This window comes from Croceivirga radicis (assembly GCF_002072105.2).
Lineage (GTDB): Bacteria > Bacteroidota > Bacteroidia > Flavobacteriales > Flavobacteriaceae > Croceivirga > Croceivirga radicis.
This window is the reverse complement of the sequence record NZ_MTBC01000002.1, coordinates 1-18,764: the sequence shown is the minus strand read 5'-3', so window position 1 is coordinate 18,764 and position 18,764 is coordinate 1. Positions and strand designations below refer to the sequence as shown.

Here is an 18,764-nt window from a genome sequence, read left to right as displayed (position 1 = left end):
TTATCACCGTCCTGCTTTTAGGACTATACGTTAAAATAATTATCTATTGCATCTTTGCGCAGGTGTACCACGTCCCAATCTCTCTTGACATCTGCACCTTTGCTTTTATAAAAACGTATGGCCGGGCTATTCCAGTCTAAAACCTCCCAGCTAATACGCCTAACTTTTTTCTCTTGACCGTAAGCTACTACAGCATCTAGCAATAAAGTACCAATACCTTTACCCCGGCTAGATTGCGTAACTATTAAATCTTCTAGGTGTATTATAGGACCTTCCCAAGTAGAATATCTTGGATATACCAAAGCCATACCAACAATCTCCTCGCCCTCTTGGGCAACAAAACAGTGGTACAAGGGTTTTTCTCCAAAACCTGCAGCTGCTAATTCTTCTTCCGTTACATTTACGGCATTGGGTTCCTTTTCAAAAACGGCCAATTCCATAATCAATCTATAAAGACTTGGCACATCTGCTTTTGTAGCTGTTCTGATAATTGTTTCCATATTGTTGCAAATAAAACAAATAGTTATAATACTTCACAACATGGAACACTCGAAAACGTTGTAGTTTCACAAAATGTACGATATTTGCCTTTAAATAACACAACACACATTCATGTTCCAAAAGAAACACCTAACCATGGGCGAGTTCATCATCGCCAATCAAAACTCCTTTAAATACACTTCTGGCGAACTATCAAGACTATTAAATGGTATCCGTTTAGCGGCAAAAGTAGTAAACCATGAAGTAAACAAAGCAGGCCTAGTAGATATTACCGGGGCCGCCGGTGAAACCAATATACAAGGAGAAGACCAACAAAAACTTGATGTACTGGCTAATGAAAAGTTTATCCAAACATTAAAAAATCGTGAAATTGTTTGTGGTATTGCTTCTGAAGAAGAAGATGATTTTATCACCATCAATAGTTTTGACGAAAATCACCAAAACAAATATGTGGTTCTTATAGATCCATTAGATGGTTCTTCTAATATAGATGTAAACGTTTCCGTAGGTACTATTTTTTCTATATACCGCAGGGTTACGCCGGTAGGTACACCGGTGACCATGGAAGACTTCTTACAGCCAGGCAACAAGCAAATTGCTGCGGGCTACATTATTTATGGCACCTCTACCATGTACGTGTATACAACTGGGCATGGCGTAAATGGTTTTACCCTAAACCCTGCTTTGGGCACCTTCTATTTAAGTCACCCAAACATGCAATTCCCAGAAGATGGTACAATTTACTCCGTAAATGAAGGTAATTATGTACACTTTCCGCAAGGGGTAAAAGACTATATAAAGTATTGTCAAAAAGAAGAGGGAGATAGACCATATACCTCCAGATACATTGGTTCTTTGGTATCGGACTTTCACCGTAATATGATTAAAGGTGGTATTTATATGTACCCACAAACCAGCAAAGCTAAAAATGGTAAGCTACGTTTATTATACGAGTGTAATCCCATGGCTTTCTTAGCAGAACAAGCCAATGGCAAAGCAAGTGATGGCACACAAAGAATTATGGATATAGAACCAACGGAGCTACACCAGCGTGTACCTTTTTTCTGTGGCAGTAAAAATATGGTAGATAAGGTCGAAGAATTTCTCCGACCTTAGTTATTGTAGATAGGGCTATTTTCTTGCCATTACATATTGGTAATCCTCAAAAGAGATTTTACCAGAAAATAGCTCTATTGATTTTTTTATGATCACTTCAGACTGTTCTGAGGTAAATCCTAGTCCTAAAGCATACCGCTTAACCATTCGGTGCTGTGATTCGTCCATCTCATTATCCGAAAAGATAATTTGAAAAAAGTCATGAAGTCGCTTTAAACGCTTCTCTGCGCTATGCGGTGTCTCAATAGGATATTTATTCTCTTTATCCAAGATTTCGGCATACTCTGCATCACTAATATGCAGTCTAAAAGCAAACTTGTCCAAAACAGCTTTTTCTTCCGGATTAATTTCTCCGTCCACAGCAGCTAATGTAGCCAAAGTAGCAAAGTGGGCCACTTCTTTTCTTCTTTCTCCGTGCTCGTATAAATCTATAATTGGCATCTTCAAATTTTTGTTCCGCAAATATAGTTTTTATGGATAAATGCCACAGTAAGAAATGCTAGAAAGAATTCGTAAATTCACACTGCTATGAAAAAAACCTTATTGGAATTTACGAACCGAGGCATTTACTGCCATCCGGCAAAGGTATATTTAGACCCTTGGAAACCGGTAGACAAAGCCTTGATAACCCATGGCCATGCAGACCATAGCCGCTGGGGACACCAACAATATATTACACACAACAGCAACGTTCCCATTATAAAACACCGGCTAGGAGATATAAATGTTTCTGGTGTAAACTGGGGACAACCCTTTACCATAAACAATGTAAAATTCACCTTTTACCCTGCAGGACACATCATTGGTTCTTCCCAGATAAAAGTAGAGCACAAAGGAGAAATCTGGGTATTTACGGGGGACTATAAATTAGAGGACGATGGGGTAGCTACACCTTACGAATCCGTAAAATGCCATAGTTTTATCACCGAATGCACCTTTGGCCTACCCGCTTTTTTATGGCGGCCACAAACCGAAGTATTCACGGACATTAACAACTGGTGGGCCCAGAACAAAGCCAACGGCCAAACCTCTATTTTATTCGGATATTCATTGGGCAAGGCACAACGCCTGTTAAAGCATTTAGACCCCAGCATTGGCAAAATCTATACCCATGGTGCCATTGAGAATATGACGGAAGTTTTACGCCCATTAGTGGATTTCCCAGAAACGGAACTAATTACAAAAGATACCAAAAAGGAAGCCATAAAAGGCAATTTGGTGCTAGCACCGCCTTCTGCGCACGGCAGTACTTGGATACGTAAAATGGTTCCCTTTGTTACCGCTTCTGCCAGTGGTTGGATGGCCTTTAGGGGTGCACGCCGCAGACGCGCCATAGACAAAGGTTTTGTGTTGAGCGATCATTGCGATTGGCCATCATTGCTCAAAGCTATTAAAGACACAGGAGCAGAAAAGGTAATTTGTACCCACGGTTATACTGATATTTTTTCTAAATACTTGCGCGATTTGGGTTATGACGCCCGTACAGAAGCTACACAATTTGAAGGAGAAAATGCCGAAGTGAATGCAGAACCCGAAACCCAAGAATCGGCATGAAGCAGTTCTCCCAACTTATAAAAACCTTGGACGGCACCAACAAGACCAATGTAAAAGTAGCGGCCTTGGCTAATTATTTTGCTTCCGCTACAGACCAAGACAAGGTGTGGACCATCGCCATATTATCTCATAGAAGGCCTCCGCGCCCGGTAAACACTACTTTGTTGCGCGAATGGGCTTCTGAACTTGCGAATATTCCGCTGTGGCTTTTTGAGGAAAGCTATCATATTGTTGGTGATTTGGCAGAAACCATTGCCTTGGTTGTACCTCAAGACGAAACCGCGACAGACAAATCATTGACCCAGTTTTTGCAAGAAATGATTTGGCTCAAAAAACAGGAAGATGCTGATAAAAAAGTCTACCTCTTCGCCAATTGGAAACAATTGGATTATTACGGTCGTTTTGTATTTACCAAACTGATTACCGGGGGCTTCCGCATTGGGGTAAGTCAAAAATTAATGACCCGAGCTTTGGCCAAGGCTACCGGTATAGATGAAGATATCCTTGCCTACAAACTAATGGGGAATTGGGACCCGAATACCATTAGTTTTCAAGATTTGGTATTGGAAGAAAAGGCCAGTGATTTCCTTTCCAAACCCTATCCTTTCTATTTGGCATATGCCTTGGAGGATGAGCCCAAGGATTTAGGCGATGTTACCCAATGGTCTTTTGAACACAAATGGGATGGCATTCGTGCTCAGGTTATTCTTCGCAACAATGAATTGTTTGTTTGGAGCCGTGGAGAAGAATTGGTAACGGATAAATATCCGGAGTTTGAAGCGTTTGTGGGAGCTATCCCTAACGGTACTGTTCTAGACGGCGAAATTCTACCCTATCCCAATGGGGAAATTGGTACGTTTAACGATTTGCAAACCCGTATAGGACGCAAGACAGTATCCAAGGCTTTGCTTAAAAAAACTCCTGTTGTGTTAAAGGCTTATGATCTGTTGGAATGGGAAGGTAAAGATTGCAGGGAATTACCCTATTTAGAAAGGCGAAAGCTGCTAGAACAACTGCATAGTCAAGTAACCTCAGCTAAGGGTGCACCTCTATTGCTATCCCAAAAAATGGCATTTAATTCATGGGAAGAAGTAGCCGCAGAACGGGAGACCTCTAGAGAAAAACGCAGTGAAGGCCTCATGCTAAAGAAAAACGCTTCCCCCTATTTGGTAGGCCGTAAAAAGGGCGACTGGTGGAAATGGAAGGTAGACCCACTATCCATAGATGCCGTACTTACTTATGCCATGAGGGGCCATGGTAGGCGTAGCAACCTGTTCACTGATTATACCTTTGCCCTTTGGGACGAAAATGAAGATGGCGAAAAAGAGCTGGTCACCTTTGCAAAAGCCTACTCCGGACTTACGGATGCCGAATTCCGAAAAGTAGACGCTTGGATAAAGAAAAACACCTTAGAACGCTTTGGACCGGTACGCAGCGTAACCCCACATCATGTCTTTGAAATTGCCTTTGAAGGCATAGCGCTTTCCAAAAGACACAAAAGCGGTGTTGCCACAAGGTTCCCAAGAATTTTACGCTGGCGGCAAGACAAGAAAATTGAAGAAGCCAATAGCTTGGAAGATTTAAAAGCTTTGATTCCGAATGGGGAGGGATAGTAATAGCAAAAAGATTGGCAAATCAGCAATGAAAAAGAAAAACCTAATTACTTCTAGAAGAGAACTAAGACAAAATCTCACCCCTGCTGAAGCACAATTATGGAAGTACATTCAAAAAAAACAATTAGCAGGCCGAAAATTTAGAAGACAACATCAAATAGAAAATTATATAGTAGATTTTTACTGTGCAAAAGAGAAAATTATTATTGAATTGGACGGAGAAATCCATTTTAACACGGTAAACAGAGAACAAGATTATCTAAGAGATAAACATTTAATGAAACTAGGATACAAAGTACTTCGTTTTGAAAATAAGCAAGTTTTTGAAGATTTGAAGCAAATACTAAATGAAATTGAATCTAATTTTAAGAACGTATAATAATTCCTTTCCCTTTGCAATGGGAAAGGTGGGGTAGCATAGCTACCTCGGAAAGGGAAAAAGGCAACCCTTCCGAATTGATTACCATCAATTCACCTTCCCTTAAGTAAGGGAAGGAACTAAAAAATGATATGACCCAAAAAGAATTATTCCATATAGCCCAAGATTGGTTTCAGCAGCAAGGTTGGAAACCCTTTCCGTTTCAAAAAGAGACCTGGAAAGCCTTTTTGGCGGGCAAACACGGCCTGCTAAATGCACCCACGGGCAGCGGAAAAACCTACGCACTTTGGTTCCCCATCGTTCTCAACTACATCAAACAAAATCCTGATTACAAGAACAAACACAAAAAGGGGTTAAAGGCTATTTGGATAACACCATTACGAGCCCTTTCCCAAGAAATAAAACAATCCGCAGAACGCATTACGGAAGATTTAGGCACTCAAATGACGGTAGGCATCCGCACGGGAGACACCAGCACTAAAGAGCGCGCCAAGCAACGCACTGCCATGCCAGATTTGCTCATTACCACACCAGAAAGTTTACAATTACTACTGTCTTCCAAGGATTATAAAAAAGTCTTTAAAAGCTGTTCCGCTATTGTGGTAGATGAGTGGCACGAACTTTTAGGTACCAAACGTGGTGTACAAATGGAACTGGGTCTTAGCCGACTCAAAACCATCTGCAAAAATTTACGTATCTGGGGCATTTCGGCAACCATTGGTAATCTAGAACAGGCCAGACAGGTGTTACTGGGTCCCATAAGTCCAGAACTGGAAAATTCCGTCATGGTGCGCGCCAACCTACAAAAGAAAATTACCGTAAAAAGCATCATCCCAAAAACCATGGAAACCTTTCCGTGGCGTGGGCATTTAGGCTTGCATTTGTTAGACGAAGTGGTCCCCATCATCAACAACAGTAAGACCACTTTACTATTCACCAACACCCGTAGCCAGTGCGAAATTTGGTTTCAGAAAATCTTGGAAAAGTATCCGGAATTCGCAGGGGAAATGGCCATGCACCATGGCAGTCTAAACAAGGAAACACGCTTGTGGGTAGAACAGGCCATTCGTAACGAAAGCTTAAAAGCCGTGGTGTGTACTTCTAGTTTGGATTTAGGTGTAGATTTTGCTCCTGTAGAAACGGTAATACAAATTGGTGGCCCCAAGGGCGTAGCTCGTTTTTTACAACGTGCAGGGCGTAGTGGGCACCGACCCGGAAAAGAGAGTGTTATCCACTTTTTGCCTACACATGCCATGGAATTGATAGAAGCTTCTGCCTTGCAGGTGGCCGTTAAGGAAAATGCGGTGGAAGACCGCCTACCCTACCTCAACAGTTATGATGTGTTGTTGCAATACCTCACCACTTTAGCAGTTTCGGATGGTTTTTACCCAGAAGAAATCTATCCTGAAATTCAGCAGACCTTTTGCTATCAAGGCATTACGGAAGACCAGTGGCAATGGCTCCTAAATTTTTTGGTCATGGGCAGCCAAAGTCTGAGCAGCTATGACGAGTACAAAAAGGTGGAAGTGGAAGCAGACGGCAAGTTTAAAGTGAACAATCGAGGTGTAGCTATGCGGCATCGGTTTCAAATTGGGACCATCGTAGGCGATGCTACCATAAGTGTTAGATACCAAAAAGGAGGATATATTGGTTCTATAGAAGAATATTTTATTTCGAAATTAACGCAAGGCGATGTATTTACTTTTGCGGGAAGAAACTTGGAGTTCATCCGTATCAAAGGCATGCAGGCCCACGTGCGAAATTCCAATAAAAAAACCAACAAAGTACCCAGTTGGATGGGCGGTAGACTCAGTTTTAGTGCCCAAATGTCCGAATTGCTACGCCAGGAACTCTATAAAGCCGCTGCCGACGAATTACAGGGGTCGGAATTGAAATCACTACAACCTATTTTTGACAAGCAACGTCAAGAAAGCATTGTACCCAAACCAGACGAATTTCTCATTGAAACCTTTAAAACCCGAGACGGGTATCATCATATTTTTTATCCGTTCGAGGGTCGTGCGGTACATGAAGCCATGAGCAGCCTACTTTCGTATCGTATAAGCCTATTAAGTCCAATTACCGCTTCTTTGGCCTTTAACGATTATGGTTTTGAGATGTTGAGCGATAAACCTATTGACATACAAGCCATACTGGATAATGATTTGTTTACTACAGATTACTTATTGGCCGATTTACAAAAGAGCCTAAACAGCAACGAAATGGCAAGGCGCAAGTTTCGTGATATTGCGGTAATCAGTGGAATGGTTTTTACCGGTTATCCAGAGAAAGGCGTAAAAATGAAGCACCTGCAAAGCAGTTCACAATTATTATTCGATGTTTTTCGGGATTATGAACCAGACAATCTTTTATTTCAACAGGCTTTTACCGAAACTTTTGAACATCAATTGGAAGAAGGCCGTTTGCGATTAGCGCTGGAACGCATCGCGCAGCAAAACATTATTTGGAAAAATTGCGAAAAACCTACTCCTTTTTCTTTTCCTATCATTACAGACCGATTACGAGAAAAACTATCTTCAGAAAAACTGGCAGACCGTATTAAGCGTATGACTCGCATGCTTACCAAATAACGGTTCGCCTATGTGTTAAAATTGTTAACCTAACCTTAATTTTTAGCACACCTCTATGACACAAAAACGCCGCACCTTTAAGCGTTTTTTTATTCTTAAACCCACTATATGAAAAAAAATTACGCGCTTCTCTTTTTAGCAACCCTCTTTTTTGGTTTTAGCGGCCTAGCTCAAGACCTAAGAATTACTGGGGTTATAGACGGTCCACTTAGCGGCGGACTACCAAAAGCGGTAGAACTTTATGCCGTTAATGATATTGCCGATCTTAGTTTTTACAGTCTTGGCTCTGCCAATAATGGCGGTGGAACAGATGGCGAAGAATTTGTTTTTCCGGTAACCAGTGTAACAGCGGGTTCTTTTATTTATATAGCTTCAGAAGAGGTACAATTCGCTTCCTTTTTTGGTTTTACTCCAGACTACGTGGATAGTACAGCGAATATAAATGGAGATGATGCTATAGAATTATTCTACCAGGGCACTGTAATTGATACTTTTGGCGACATCAACACAGACGGAACTGGGCAACCATGGGAGTACTTAGATGGTTGGGCATATCGTAAAAATGACACAGGCCCAGATGGAGCAACTTTTGTATTGGACAATTGGACCTACAGTGGCCCCAATGCCTTAGATGGGCAAACGAGTAATGCCAATGCACCAGTGCCTTTCCCAACCGCAACCTTTGGAGGCGGTCAAGTAGATATCATTGCCAATCCTACTAATTTCAACAGCTTGGCCATTAGCACTACTGCTATCGATTTAACATGGGCATTGAATCCAAATAACGATAATATTTTATTGGCATTTTCTACTACTGCCCCAATTACTGCTAGCCCAGAAGAAGGCATTCCTTATGTACCTGGAGAACAATTAAGCGATGGTAGTACCATTTTACTTTCCGGAAATAACAGTAGTTTTAATCATGTAGGTTTAACACCAAATACATCGTACTACTACAAAATTTGGTCGGTTTCTGACAGTTTTAAGTATTCTACTGGAGTAACTACTACTGCTAATACCCAATCTGACAGTCCAATTAGTGCAAATCTTATTATTACAGGCGTTTTTGACGGGCCGCTTTCTGGCGGTGTACCAAAAGGCGTAGAATTATATGCTACGGCTGCTATTGATGATCTATCTACTTATGGTTTGGGTTCTGCCAATAACGGTGGTGGTACAGACGGACAAGAATTTACATTTGATGCGGTTTCAGTAGCTGCTGGCACGTTTATCTATGTGGCCTCAGAAACGGATGGTTTTACCAGCTTCTTTGGATTTGAACCCGACTACACCACTGGTGCAATGGGAATTAATGGTGACGACGCCGTGGAACTATTTTTAAATGGTAATGTCATAGACGTTTTTGGGGATATTAATACCGATGGAACAGGAACAGCTTGGGACCATGTAGACGGTTGGGCATATCGTAAAGACAATAGCATAGCTAATGGTGGTTCTTTTGACTCCAGCAACTGGATATTCTCTGGAACGGATGCTCTAGATGGTAGCACAGATAATGCCACTGCCACTACACCATTCCCTACAAAAGCTTTTGGACCCGATTTATTGATTACTGGGGTTATAGATGGCCCACTTTCTGGTGGAACGCCAAAAGCTATGGAATTGTATGCAAGAAATGCTATTGCTGATTTAAGTAGCTATGCTGTTGGCTCTGCCAACAATGGTGGCGGTACGGATGGAGTAGAATTTACCTTTCCGGCCGTGAGCGTAGCGGCGGGAACATACATTTACGTTGCTTCTGAAACCGATAATTTTACCGCTTACTTGGGCTTTGCACCAGATTTTACTTCTGGAGCCTTAGCCATTAATGGGGATGATGCCGTTGAACTTTTTTACAACAATGAAATTATAGATGTTTTTGGCGATAGCAATACAGATGGCACAGGACAAGCTTGGGAATATCTGGATGGATGGGCCTACCGTAAAACAGGTACATTAAATAACGGCTCTTTTGTTTTAACCGATTGGAGTTTTAGTGGCACCAATGCGCTAGATGGCACCACTACCAATGCCACAGCAAGCGTACCTTACCCTGTTAAAACCTACGCTGGTGGTGATGGTGGAGTGGACGAAAATCCTGACGTAATTACTATTAGCGAAGCGCGAAATGCCGCAGAGGGCACCTTGGTTACCGTTACTGGCGTATTAACCGTAGCGGACGAATTTGGTGGTTCTGCATACCTACAAGATGCTACTGCGGGTATTGCCATTTTTGACCCTCAAGTTCATGGCGAGGGGCTATTCCAGATTGGAGACAGCATTACCGTTACCGCGGTACGTAGCTCTTTTAACGAACAACTACAACTAGGCCCGGTTACTTCGGTAAGTGCAAACGGCACCCCTAACCAACCCATTATTCCGGCAACGATAACCCTAGACCAATTAGGAGCGTACGACGGACAGCTGGTAAAAATTAACAATGTTAGCTTTCCTAGACCAAACGATTTGTTGTTCGGTAATAGCAATTATCAACTTACAGATACAAGTGGTACGGGTGAAATGCGAATAGACAATGACGTAACTGAACTTGTAGGTTTGGCACAACCAGAAAATTGCGGAGAAGTTATTGGAGTAGTTGGTAAATTTCGCGACTTCTACCAATTATTACCAAGACAACGCTCAGATTTGGCTTGTGCGCAACCGTATGAGAATCCACCTTTACCCATACCAGTAGACCCTGCTAGTACACTAGAAATCACTACGTGGAATATAGAATGGTTTGGAGATGACAGCAATTCGCCAGCGGCGGGCAACCCTAACTCGGACGCCATACAAAAAGACAGCGTTAAAACAATTATTCAGCAATTAAACCCAGACGTTTTAGCCGTACAAGAGATAGCAGACGAAGCTTTATTTACCACCATGGTAAACGAATTAGAAGGATACAGTTATGTGCTTTCTCCTGCCGTTTCTTACCCAGACGATACATCGGGCAACCAACAGAAAGTAGGTTTTATTTATAAGAATAGTACGGTAAACATTACGGATACCAAGGTGTTGTTAGAAAGTGTACATCCGTATTACAATGGTGGAGACACATCGTTCTTAACCGATTATCCTAGTACTCCAGACCGTTTCTATGCCAGCGGGCGTTTACCGTTTATGATGTCTACCCAAGTAACTATTGATAGTACTGAAGTTGATTACGACTTTATCGTGTTACATGCAAGAGCCAATAGCAGTAATGGTCCTCAAGAACGTTACGATATGCGTAAGTATGATGTTGAGATGCTTCGCGATAGCTTAAATCAATATTACCCTACGAACAACTTGGTTCTTTTGGGCGATTTTAATGATGATGTAGACGAAACGGTTGCAGATGGTATTAACACTACCCTTTCTAGTTACGAGGCCTACGTAGCAGATGCTACCAACTTTGATGTACTTACGGATGTTTTAAGCGAACAAGGTTTTAGGTCTTACGCGTTTAGAGAAAATATGATAGACCATATTTTGGTGTCTAACGAGGTAGCACCTAATTACATTGACCAATCTGCTCGGGTGCATTACGAATTTTACGATGGTGATTATACCAATACAGCATCGGACCATTTTCCTGTTTCTGTACGCATGCTCATTAAGCCACTAAGTTTGGAGCAATTGGCTAGTACGGACATCAGTTGTTTTGGAAACGCTGATGGAACGGCCAGTGTTAACATATCTGGCGGTGCAGCTCCGTATACATATGCATGGAGTAATGGCGCTAGTACCCCAAGTGTTTCTGGATTGGAAGCTGGTGATTATACCGTTACCATTACCGATGCGCTTTCTGCAAGTGTGAGTGCTAGTTTTACCCTAATGGAGCCAGCGGTTTTAGATGTGATTACTTCTGAAGACGTTAAGGTTTTTATTGGGTATAATGATGCCAATTGCACTACTCTTAGCATTCTGGAAACTATGGGTGGCACTGCACCCTACAACTACCTGTGGAATACGGGCGAAGCTACAGAGCAAATACATGTTTGCCCAGAAGAAACCACCACGTATAGCGTTACGGTTACCGATGCCAACGGTTGCGAAACCATAAAAGATATTACGGTAACTGTAGAAGACGTGAGTTGTGGCAACAACTACAGAAACCCTAAAGTTACTGTTTGTTTTAAAGGCAGAAGCCTTTGTGTTTCCAAAAGGGCTGCAGCACGTTTATTGGAAAAAGGAGCTACTTTGGGTAGTTGTGAGAATGTACCCCCTGTAGCGCAGGTAATTACCGCGAGTCCAAATCCGTTTAACTCCTATACCGAAATTAATTTTAGCACACCTACCCAAGAACGATACTATGCAGTTGTTTTTAACAGCTACGGACGTGTAGTACACCGAACTTGGATAAGAGAAGGATGTGAAAGTCAAAAACTATACTTAAATTACCTCTATAAAGGCATCTACTTTTTAAACCTTTATGAAGGTAGAGAGGTAGTAAAAAGCATTAAATTGATTAAAGAATAGCATACACACTTTCCAGATAATAGGTAACGCCCAGCATTATGCTGGGCGTTCTTTTTTTGGCTCGTATCTTTGCCATCTGGATTCTTGCAGTTGCTCAATGAAGATTACTATTTTAAATCAAAACTTTACCTTACATCCTTATGGGGCACTTTTCTGGCACGAAAAATCGTGCTTATTTATTAGCGATGTGCATTTAGGAAAGGTATCGCATTTTAGAAAATTTGGTGCAGCAGTACCCAAACAAGCAGTGCATCGGAATTATGTAATGCTAGATGAAGTCATCCAAACATTTCAGCCTTTTGAAATTTGTTTTTTGGGGGATTTGTTCCACTCTTCTTTAAACAAAGAGTGGTTGTTATTTGAGAATTGGGTCGCAAAGACTCCGGCTAAAATCACCCTAATTACCGGAAACCACGACATTATTGCCCCAGAAAAATTTGAAGCCTTACACATTGAATTGCATGAAGAGATACTAACGGAAGGCTTTCTATTGACGCATCATCCAGAAGAAAAAGAAGGCCACTATAACTTTTGTGGCCACATACACCCTGCGGTTAAACTAAAGGGGTTTGGCCGGCAGCATCTAAAACTGCCCTGCTTTTATAAAACGGACAAACAACTTATTTTACCTGCATTTGGGGAGTTTACGGGAACGTATGTTTTGACACCCCAACCAGAAGACGAAGTTTTTGTGTTGGCAGACCAACAAGTGATTAAGGTATAGCCAAAAGAACGCCTTTTTATAGCAATCCAGACCAACAAACCAGTACCATTTGCTTAATTTTCCCAACTAAATTGGCACAAATGGTAAAACGACTAACAATCATAAATGCATTATCTGTAGTACTGGTGCTTTTGGTAAATGCGCTTTCTCAAATTTACCGTTTAAACAACACCACTATTGGTGAGGTTAGTGCCCAATACGATAATCTTTTTACACCTGCAGGTTACGCATTTTCCATTTGGGGACTAATCTTTTTAAGCTTAATTGGTTATGCTACTTTTCAGGTTAGACGCGCATTTTTCAGTAAAAAAACAGACGAATTTATCCTACAAACCGGCTTTTGGTTCGCTCTAGCTAATATTCTAAATGCCAGTTGGGTGGTTGCTTTTAGTTATGATTTGGTTGGACTTTCCGTACTCATCATGCTAGGAATTTTGGTCTCCTTGATTCAAATAATACGAAATACGGATATGGAATGCTGGGATGCTCCCATAGAAATTATCGCTTTTGTATGGTGGCCCATATGTTTGTATTCTGGTTGGATAACCGTGGCTACCATCGCCAACGTTTCGGCCTACTTAACCAAATTGGGTTGGGACGGCGGCCCACTTTCTGAAGCAACATGGACTATTGTGATGATTATTGCCGCGGTACTCATCAACCTACTTATCATCCTAAAACGAAATATGCGCGAGTTTGCACTGGTAGGGATTTGGGCGTTGGCAGCTATTTACATTCGCCATAAAACCGCTCTTCCAAGTATAGCATTTACCGCTCTGGGCGGGGCCATTGTTTTATTTATTGCTACAGGAATCCACGCTTATCAAAATAGAACCACAAGCCCAGTAGAAAAATGTAAAGAACGCTGGGGGTTAAAATAACTACACCATACTTTTAGTATCATACACCCAAGATGGGTAAGAGAATATAGTGCCCTGTAAATCGTCTTCCGTCATTTTATGGTTTATGGCCAAGGCAAAAGTATTAATGGTCTCACCTGCATCCGGACCCAATAGGTGCGCGCCTACAATTTCACCTGTACGTTCATTCAACAAAATTTTATAGGCGTATACTGGCGCGTTCCATCGTTTAGCGTTAAACCAACTGCTAGCATCACCAGACTTTACAATTACATTTTTGTAACGCTTTTTAGCTTCCTCTTCGCTATACCCCACAGAAGCCAAATTGGGCAGGGTAAATACTGCAGAAGGAATAACCGGAACATCTATTCGTTTTTTCCTGTTCCTGATAATATTTTCTGCTACTACGTAACCTTCTCTCCCCGATAATGGCGTTAGAGGAAGGTTACTATCTGCTACATCGCCACAGGCATACACCAAATCATTGCTTTTACTCTGTAAGAAGGTGTTTACTTCTATACCATTGGCATTAAAATCTACACGCCCTTTTTCTAAGTCTAAGGCTTTTAACGCAGGCACTCTGCCTGCCGTATTAAAGACCATAGCTGTTTTTAAATGGTGCTTTTTATCGCCTTGTTTGTAATATACTTTATAATTTTTTTTCAGTTTTTTTATAGTACTTGCCTTAGCATTCATAATAAATTCAATTCCCAAAGTTTTAGAATATGCTACTAAGCGCTCAACTAAGTCTTGGTCAAAACCCTTTAAAGGCAAATCTCCAGAATCTATGACCGTTACTTTTGCCCCTGCTCTGGCGGCTATATGCGCAAACTCCATCCCAACATAGCCACCGCCAATAAATACCAGTTTTTCTGGGAGTGTTTTAAGATTTAGGAAGTCGTCACTAGTATTTAAGTGTTTACTCCCGTTTATAGGCAAATTCACAGGTTCCAAACCGGTTGCAATTACAATATGGTCTGCCTTAATCATCTTACCTTCTACGGATAACGTATTTCTATCTAGAAATTTAGGCGATTGGTGGTACAGCGTTATACCCGCTTCTAGTAGTTTTTTTTCGGTGGCTTTGGGTACAGATTTAGTAAATGTACGCTTAAACTTCTGTAGCTTTTTCCAGTTGATCTCCATTTTACCTTCTAAGCCAATACCCTTTAATTGCGCTGTTTGCTGTAGTGCTTCAGTAGCAGCTAGTAGCACCTTTTTAGGGTCGCACCCCCTATTGGCACAAGTTCCTCCAAACGCTCGCTTATCGGCAATGGCCACCTTAAGGCCAGCTTTGGCACAACTAGTAGCCACGGTTTGCCCCGCAATGCCACTTCCTATTACAAAAACATTAAACTTCTTGGCTTCCATATAAAAAGTATTGGTCTCTTTTAAATTTACAAAAAGAGAATTTTGGCAAGGTGTTCATTTTTAGCGTCAAGGACTAACGCATTTCCATCAAAAATGGATGGCATCGATTTAGGAACGATGCGTATCTTTGCAATTCAAAAAAATTACAGGATTGACCAAAGCGTCCGTACTTCAGCTATTTGAACAGTCTCCTACCCTTAGGAAACTGCAAAACACTATTGCCCAAGATTCTGCATCGCCCTTAAAAACTACCGTTCAAGGCCTGGTAGGTTCTTCACTCTCATTTGCCTTAGCAAATACGTTTAAAACAGCCGAAAAGCCATTTTTGGTGTTGCTAAGCGATAAGGAAGAGGCCGCCTATGTACTTAACGATTTAGAACAACTACTAGGCGATAAGGATGTACTGTTCTATCCAGGCAGCTACCGTAGGCCCTATCAAATAGAAGAAACGGACAATGCCAATGTACTTTTGAGAGCAGAGGTGCTAAACCGGATAAACTCTCGTAAGAAACCTGCATTGATTGTTACCTATGCCGATGCCCTTTTTGAAAAAGTGGTAACCCGTAAAGAACTGGAAAAAAGTACGCTCAAAATTAAGTTGGACGATACCTTATCGTTAGATTTTTTAAACGAAGTACTATTTGAATACAAATTTAAACGTGTAGACTTTGTTACAGAGCCGGGAGAATTCTCTGTACGTGGGGGTATAGTAGATGTCTTTTCTTTTAGTCATGATAAACCGTACCGACTAGAATTTTTTGGTGACGAGGTAGATAGCATCCGTACGTTTGATGTAGAAACACAATTATCTACGGATAAGGTGAATAAAATTACCATTATCCCGAACGTAGAGAACAAAACCTTACAAGAAAGCCGACAAAGCTTTCTAAAATACATAGCTAACAATACGGTGATTTTTGCCAAAGACCTGCCTTTGGTGTACAATCGTATTAACGAAAATTTTGAACGTGCGGAAGAAAGTTTCAATAAACTAGGCAACGAGGTTAAACGCGCAACACCTGATGAGCTTTTTGCCAGCAGTGCATTGTTACAGGAACAATTGCATCAATTCAATCTGGTTCAATTGGGTCAATTAAATGCCAAGGATACCGAACGGACGGATATTATTCAGTTTCAAAATAAGCCGCAGCCTACCTTTAATAAAAAGTTTGAACTGCTCATAAATAACCTGAACCAAAACCATAAAGACGGTTTTGTTAATTTTATTTTCTGCGCAACGGAGCAGCAAGCCAAGCGTTTTGAAGATATTTTTAAAGACATGGAAGAAAAGGTACACTACCAAGCGGTAGTGACTCCAATATTCAATGGCTTTATAGACCAGGAACTAAAACTAGCTTGTTATACAGACCATCAGGTTTTTGAACGTTACCATAAATTTCACCTAAAGAATGGCTATTCTAAAAAGCAAGCCATTTCTTTAAAAGAACTCACCAAGTTAGAGGTAGGGGATTATGTAACCCACATAGACCATGGTATAGGTAAATTTGGCGGTTTACAAAAAATAGATGTAGAAGGCAAAAAGCAAGAAGCCATAAAACTTATTTACGGCGATAGAGACATACTCTACGTTAGCATACACTCCCTACATAAAATAAGTAAATACAACGGCAAAGATGGTGCGCCGCCCAAGGTGTTTAAGTTAGGTTCTGCCGCCTGGAAAAAGCTGAAGCAAAAAACCAAAAGTAGGGTTAAACATATTGCATTTAACCTTATAAAATTATACGCCAAAAGACGTACGGAAAAAGGGTTTCAATATGCGCCAGACAGCTATCTACAACACGAGCTAGAGGCTTCTTTTATATACGAGGATACACCGGACCAGGCAAAAGCTACGGAGGATTTTAAAAAAGATATGGAGAGTGAGCGTCCTATGGACCGCCTTATTTGTGGGGATGTAGGCTTTGGAAAAACCGAAGTTGCCATTAGAGCCGCTTTTAAGGCTGTGGACAATGGCAAACAAGTTGCCGTTTTGGTGCCTACGACCATTTTGGCTTTTCAGCATGCCAAGACCTTTAGAAAACGACTAGAAGAGTTTCCGGTTACCATAGACTATTTAAACCGATTTAGAACCACCAAAGAAAAAAGAGACGTTTTAGAACGCCTAGAAGCTGGCCAAGTAGACATTATTATTGGCACGCACCAATTGGTGAACAAGAACGTAAAATTTAAAGATTTAGGGCTACTTATTGTTGATGAGGAACAAAAATTTGGTGTAGCCGTAAAAGATAAATTAAAGGCGATAAAAGAAAATGTAGATGTTCTTACCCTAACGGCGACACCTATACCAAGAACCTTGCAGTTCAGTTTAATGGCAGCCAGGGATTTGTCTGTGATTACCACACCACCACCCAACCGTTATCCTATAGAAAGTAGGGTTATTGGTCTAAACGAAGAAGTAATAAGGGATGCGGTTTCTTACGAGATTTCTCGCGGCGGACAAGTATTTTTTATCCACAACCGAATAGAAAATATAAAAGAAGTAGCAGGTATGCTACAACGGCTGGTACCCGATGCTAAAATTGGCATTGGCCATGGGCAAATGGACGGTAAAAAACTAGAAGAACTCATGATTTCTTTTATGAACGGTGAGTTTGATGTATTGGTGTCTACAACCATAATTGAAAGTGGGTTAGATGTACCCAATGCCAACACCATATTTATCCACAATGCCAATAATTTTGGATTGAGTGATTTGCACCAAATGCGTGGTCGTGTGGGGCGAAGCAATAAAAAAGCCTTCTGTTATTTTATTACCCCTCCATATGAGTCCATGACACCAGAAGCCCGTAAACGTATTGAAGCCTTGGAGCAGTTTACGGATTTGGGAAGTGGGTTTAATATTGCCATGAAGGATTTAGAAATCCGTGGAGCTGGCGATTTATTGGGTGGTGAGCAAAGCGGTTTTATCAACGAAATTGGTTTTGAAACCTACCAAAAAATTCTTTCTGAAGCTATAGATGAGTTAAAAGAAAACGAGTTTAAGGAGTTGTACGACGAAGTGGAAGGGAACGACCGTAAAAAAGTCTATGTTAAAGAAACTACTTTGGATACCGATTTTCAGTTGTTATTCCCAGATGAGTATATCAATAACATTACGGAGCGTTTAAACTTGTACACCAAGTTAAACGAAACCACCAACGAAACCGAGTTGCAGCAATTTGAACAACAACTAAAAGACCGTTTTGGCGAGCTGCCAGACGAAGCGGTTGACCTTTTAAACTCCGTACGTGTAAAATGGATTGCCAACAAAATTGGCTTGGAAAAGGTAGTGATGAAAAAAGGTAAATTTGTGGGTTACTTTCTTGCCGACCAGCAATCCGATTTTTACCAAACCAGTGCCTTTACCCGCGTATTGCAATATGTGCAAACCAATCCTAATAAAGTAAAACTAAAAGAAAAAGAAACCCGAAACGGTTTACGCCTTCTTTTAACCATGGATCGGATTACCAACGTAGATGTTGCCTTACGTATTTTACAGCCTTTAGCTAATTAGGGTTGATGGTTGATGGTTGATGGTTGATGGTTGATGGTTGATGGTTGATGGTTGATGGTTGATGGTTGATGGTTGAT

At 41.2% G+C, this 18,764-nt stretch carries 12 protein-coding genes; 9 read left to right on the top strand and 3 right to left on the bottom strand.

Features of this window, described 5'->3' with window-relative positions; genetic code table 11:
- Positions 1-23: 23 nt before the first annotated feature.
- Positions 24-500 (bottom strand): GNAT family N-acetyltransferase, encoded by a 477-nt coding sequence (locus BUL40_RS03000; RefSeq protein WP_010519460.1) that lies wholly within the window; start codon positions 498-500, stop codon positions 24-26.
- 112 nt (positions 501-612) lie between these two features.
- Between BUL40_RS03000 and fbp the strand changes: the two genes are divergently transcribed.
- A complete protein-coding gene (fbp, locus tag BUL40_RS02995) occupies positions 613-1,617 on the top strand; it encodes a class 1 fructose-bisphosphatase (RefSeq protein WP_010519459.1) in 1,005 nt (334 codons plus the stop codon).
- 15 nt (positions 1,618-1,632) lie between these two features.
- Here the strand turns inward: fbp and BUL40_RS02990 are convergent, their stop codons facing one another.
- Entirely contained in the window at positions 1,633-2,058 is a 426-nt protein-coding gene (locus tag BUL40_RS02990; RefSeq protein ID WP_010519458.1) for a tellurite resistance TerB family protein, read from the bottom strand.
- A gap of 87 nt (positions 2,059-2,145) precedes the next feature.
- Between BUL40_RS02990 and BUL40_RS02985 the strand changes: the two genes are divergently transcribed.
- The 7 genes from BUL40_RS02985 (at position 2,146) to BUL40_RS02955 (ending at position 13,823) form a co-directional block, all read left to right on the top strand.
- Positions 2,146-3,171, top strand: coding sequence for a ligase-associated DNA damage response exonuclease (locus BUL40_RS02985; protein ID WP_080318033.1), 1,026 nt, complete (start codon positions 2,146-2,148; stop codon positions 3,169-3,171).
- The gene (locus tag BUL40_RS02980) at positions 3,168-4,784 is read left to right on the top strand and encodes an ATP-dependent DNA ligase (RefSeq protein ID WP_080318032.1); all 1,617 of its coding nucleotides are present in this window, start codon (positions 3,168-3,170) and stop codon (positions 4,782-4,784) included. Before BUL40_RS02985 ends, BUL40_RS02980 begins: the two co-directional genes overlap by 4 nt.
- Positions 4,785-4,812: 28 nt before the next feature.
- On the top strand, positions 4,813-5,163 hold the full coding sequence (locus BUL40_RS02975) for an endonuclease domain-containing protein (RefSeq protein ID WP_244901811.1): 351 nt from the start codon (positions 4,813-4,815) through the stop codon (positions 5,161-5,163).
- A gap of 131 nt (positions 5,164-5,294) precedes the next feature.
- Complete coding sequence (locus BUL40_RS02970) at positions 5,295-7,754, top strand: ligase-associated DNA damage response DEXH box helicase (protein ID WP_080318030.1); 2,460 nt, start codon at positions 5,295-5,297, stop codon at positions 7,752-7,754.
- A gap of 108 nt (positions 7,755-7,862) precedes the next feature.
- Positions 7,863-12,218 (top strand): endonuclease/exonuclease/phosphatase family protein, encoded by a 4,356-nt coding sequence (locus BUL40_RS02965; RefSeq protein ID WP_080318029.1) that lies wholly within the window; start codon positions 7,863-7,865, stop codon positions 12,216-12,218.
- Positions 12,219-12,315: 97 nt separating this feature from the next.
- The gene (gene pdeM, locus BUL40_RS02960) at positions 12,316-12,942 is read left to right on the top strand and encodes a ligase-associated DNA damage response endonuclease PdeM (RefSeq protein WP_080318028.1); all 627 of its coding nucleotides are present in this window, start codon (positions 12,316-12,318) and stop codon (positions 12,940-12,942) included.
- 80 nt (positions 12,943-13,022) lie between these two features.
- Positions 13,023-13,823: a hypothetical protein gene (locus BUL40_RS02955; RefSeq protein ID WP_080318027.1), complete on the top strand. Its 801-nt coding sequence runs from the start codon at positions 13,023-13,025 to the stop codon at positions 13,821-13,823.
- Here BUL40_RS02955 and BUL40_RS02950 read toward each other — a convergent pair whose 3' ends face one another.
- Positions 13,824-15,173, bottom strand: a complete 1,350-nt coding sequence (locus tag BUL40_RS02950) for a dihydrolipoyl dehydrogenase family protein (protein WP_080318026.1) — start codon at positions 15,171-15,173, stop codon at positions 13,824-13,826. It lies immediately after the preceding gene.
- A gap of 151 nt (positions 15,174-15,324) precedes the next feature.
- On the opposite strand from BUL40_RS02950, the gene mfd reads away from it, so the two are divergent.
- Positions 15,325-18,687 carry a transcription-repair coupling factor gene (gene mfd / locus BUL40_RS02945; RefSeq protein WP_080318025.1) on the top strand — a complete coding sequence of 1,121 codons (3,363 nt, stop codon included), beginning with the start codon at positions 15,325-15,327 and terminating at the stop codon, positions 18,685-18,687.
- The last annotated feature ends 77 nt before the right edge of the window (positions 18,688-18,764 follow it).

Coding starts and splice junctions, on each gene's coding strand:
- BUL40_RS03000 (WP_010519460.1), bottom strand. CDS start 500: ATGGAAACAATTATCAGAACAGCTACAAAAGCAGATGTGCCAAGTCTT.
- fbp (WP_010519459.1), top strand. CDS start 613: ATGTTCCAAAAGAAACACCTAACCATGGGCGAGTTCATCATCGCCAAT.
- BUL40_RS02990 (WP_010519458.1), bottom strand. CDS start 2,058: ATGCCAATTATAGATTTATACGAGCACGGAGAAAGAAGAAAAGAAGTG.
- BUL40_RS02985 (WP_080318033.1), top strand. CDS start 2,146: ATGAAAAAAACCTTATTGGAATTTACGAACCGAGGCATTTACTGCCAT.
- BUL40_RS02980 (WP_080318032.1), top strand. CDS start 3,168: ATGAAGCAGTTCTCCCAACTTATAAAAACCTTGGACGGCACCAACAAG.
- BUL40_RS02975 (WP_244901811.1), top strand. CDS start 4,813: ATGAAAAAGAAAAACCTAATTACTTCTAGAAGAGAACTAAGACAAAAT.
- BUL40_RS02970 (WP_080318030.1), top strand. CDS start 5,295: ATGACCCAAAAAGAATTATTCCATATAGCCCAAGATTGGTTTCAGCAG.
- BUL40_RS02965 (WP_080318029.1), top strand. CDS start 7,863: ATGAAAAAAAATTACGCGCTTCTCTTTTTAGCAACCCTCTTTTTTGGT.
- pdeM (WP_080318028.1), top strand. CDS start 12,316: ATGAAGATTACTATTTTAAATCAAAACTTTACCTTACATCCTTATGGG.
- BUL40_RS02955 (WP_080318027.1), top strand. CDS start 13,023: ATGGTAAAACGACTAACAATCATAAATGCATTATCTGTAGTACTGGTG.
- BUL40_RS02950 (WP_080318026.1), bottom strand. CDS start 15,173: ATGGAAGCCAAGAAGTTTAATGTTTTTGTAATAGGAAGTGGCATTGCG.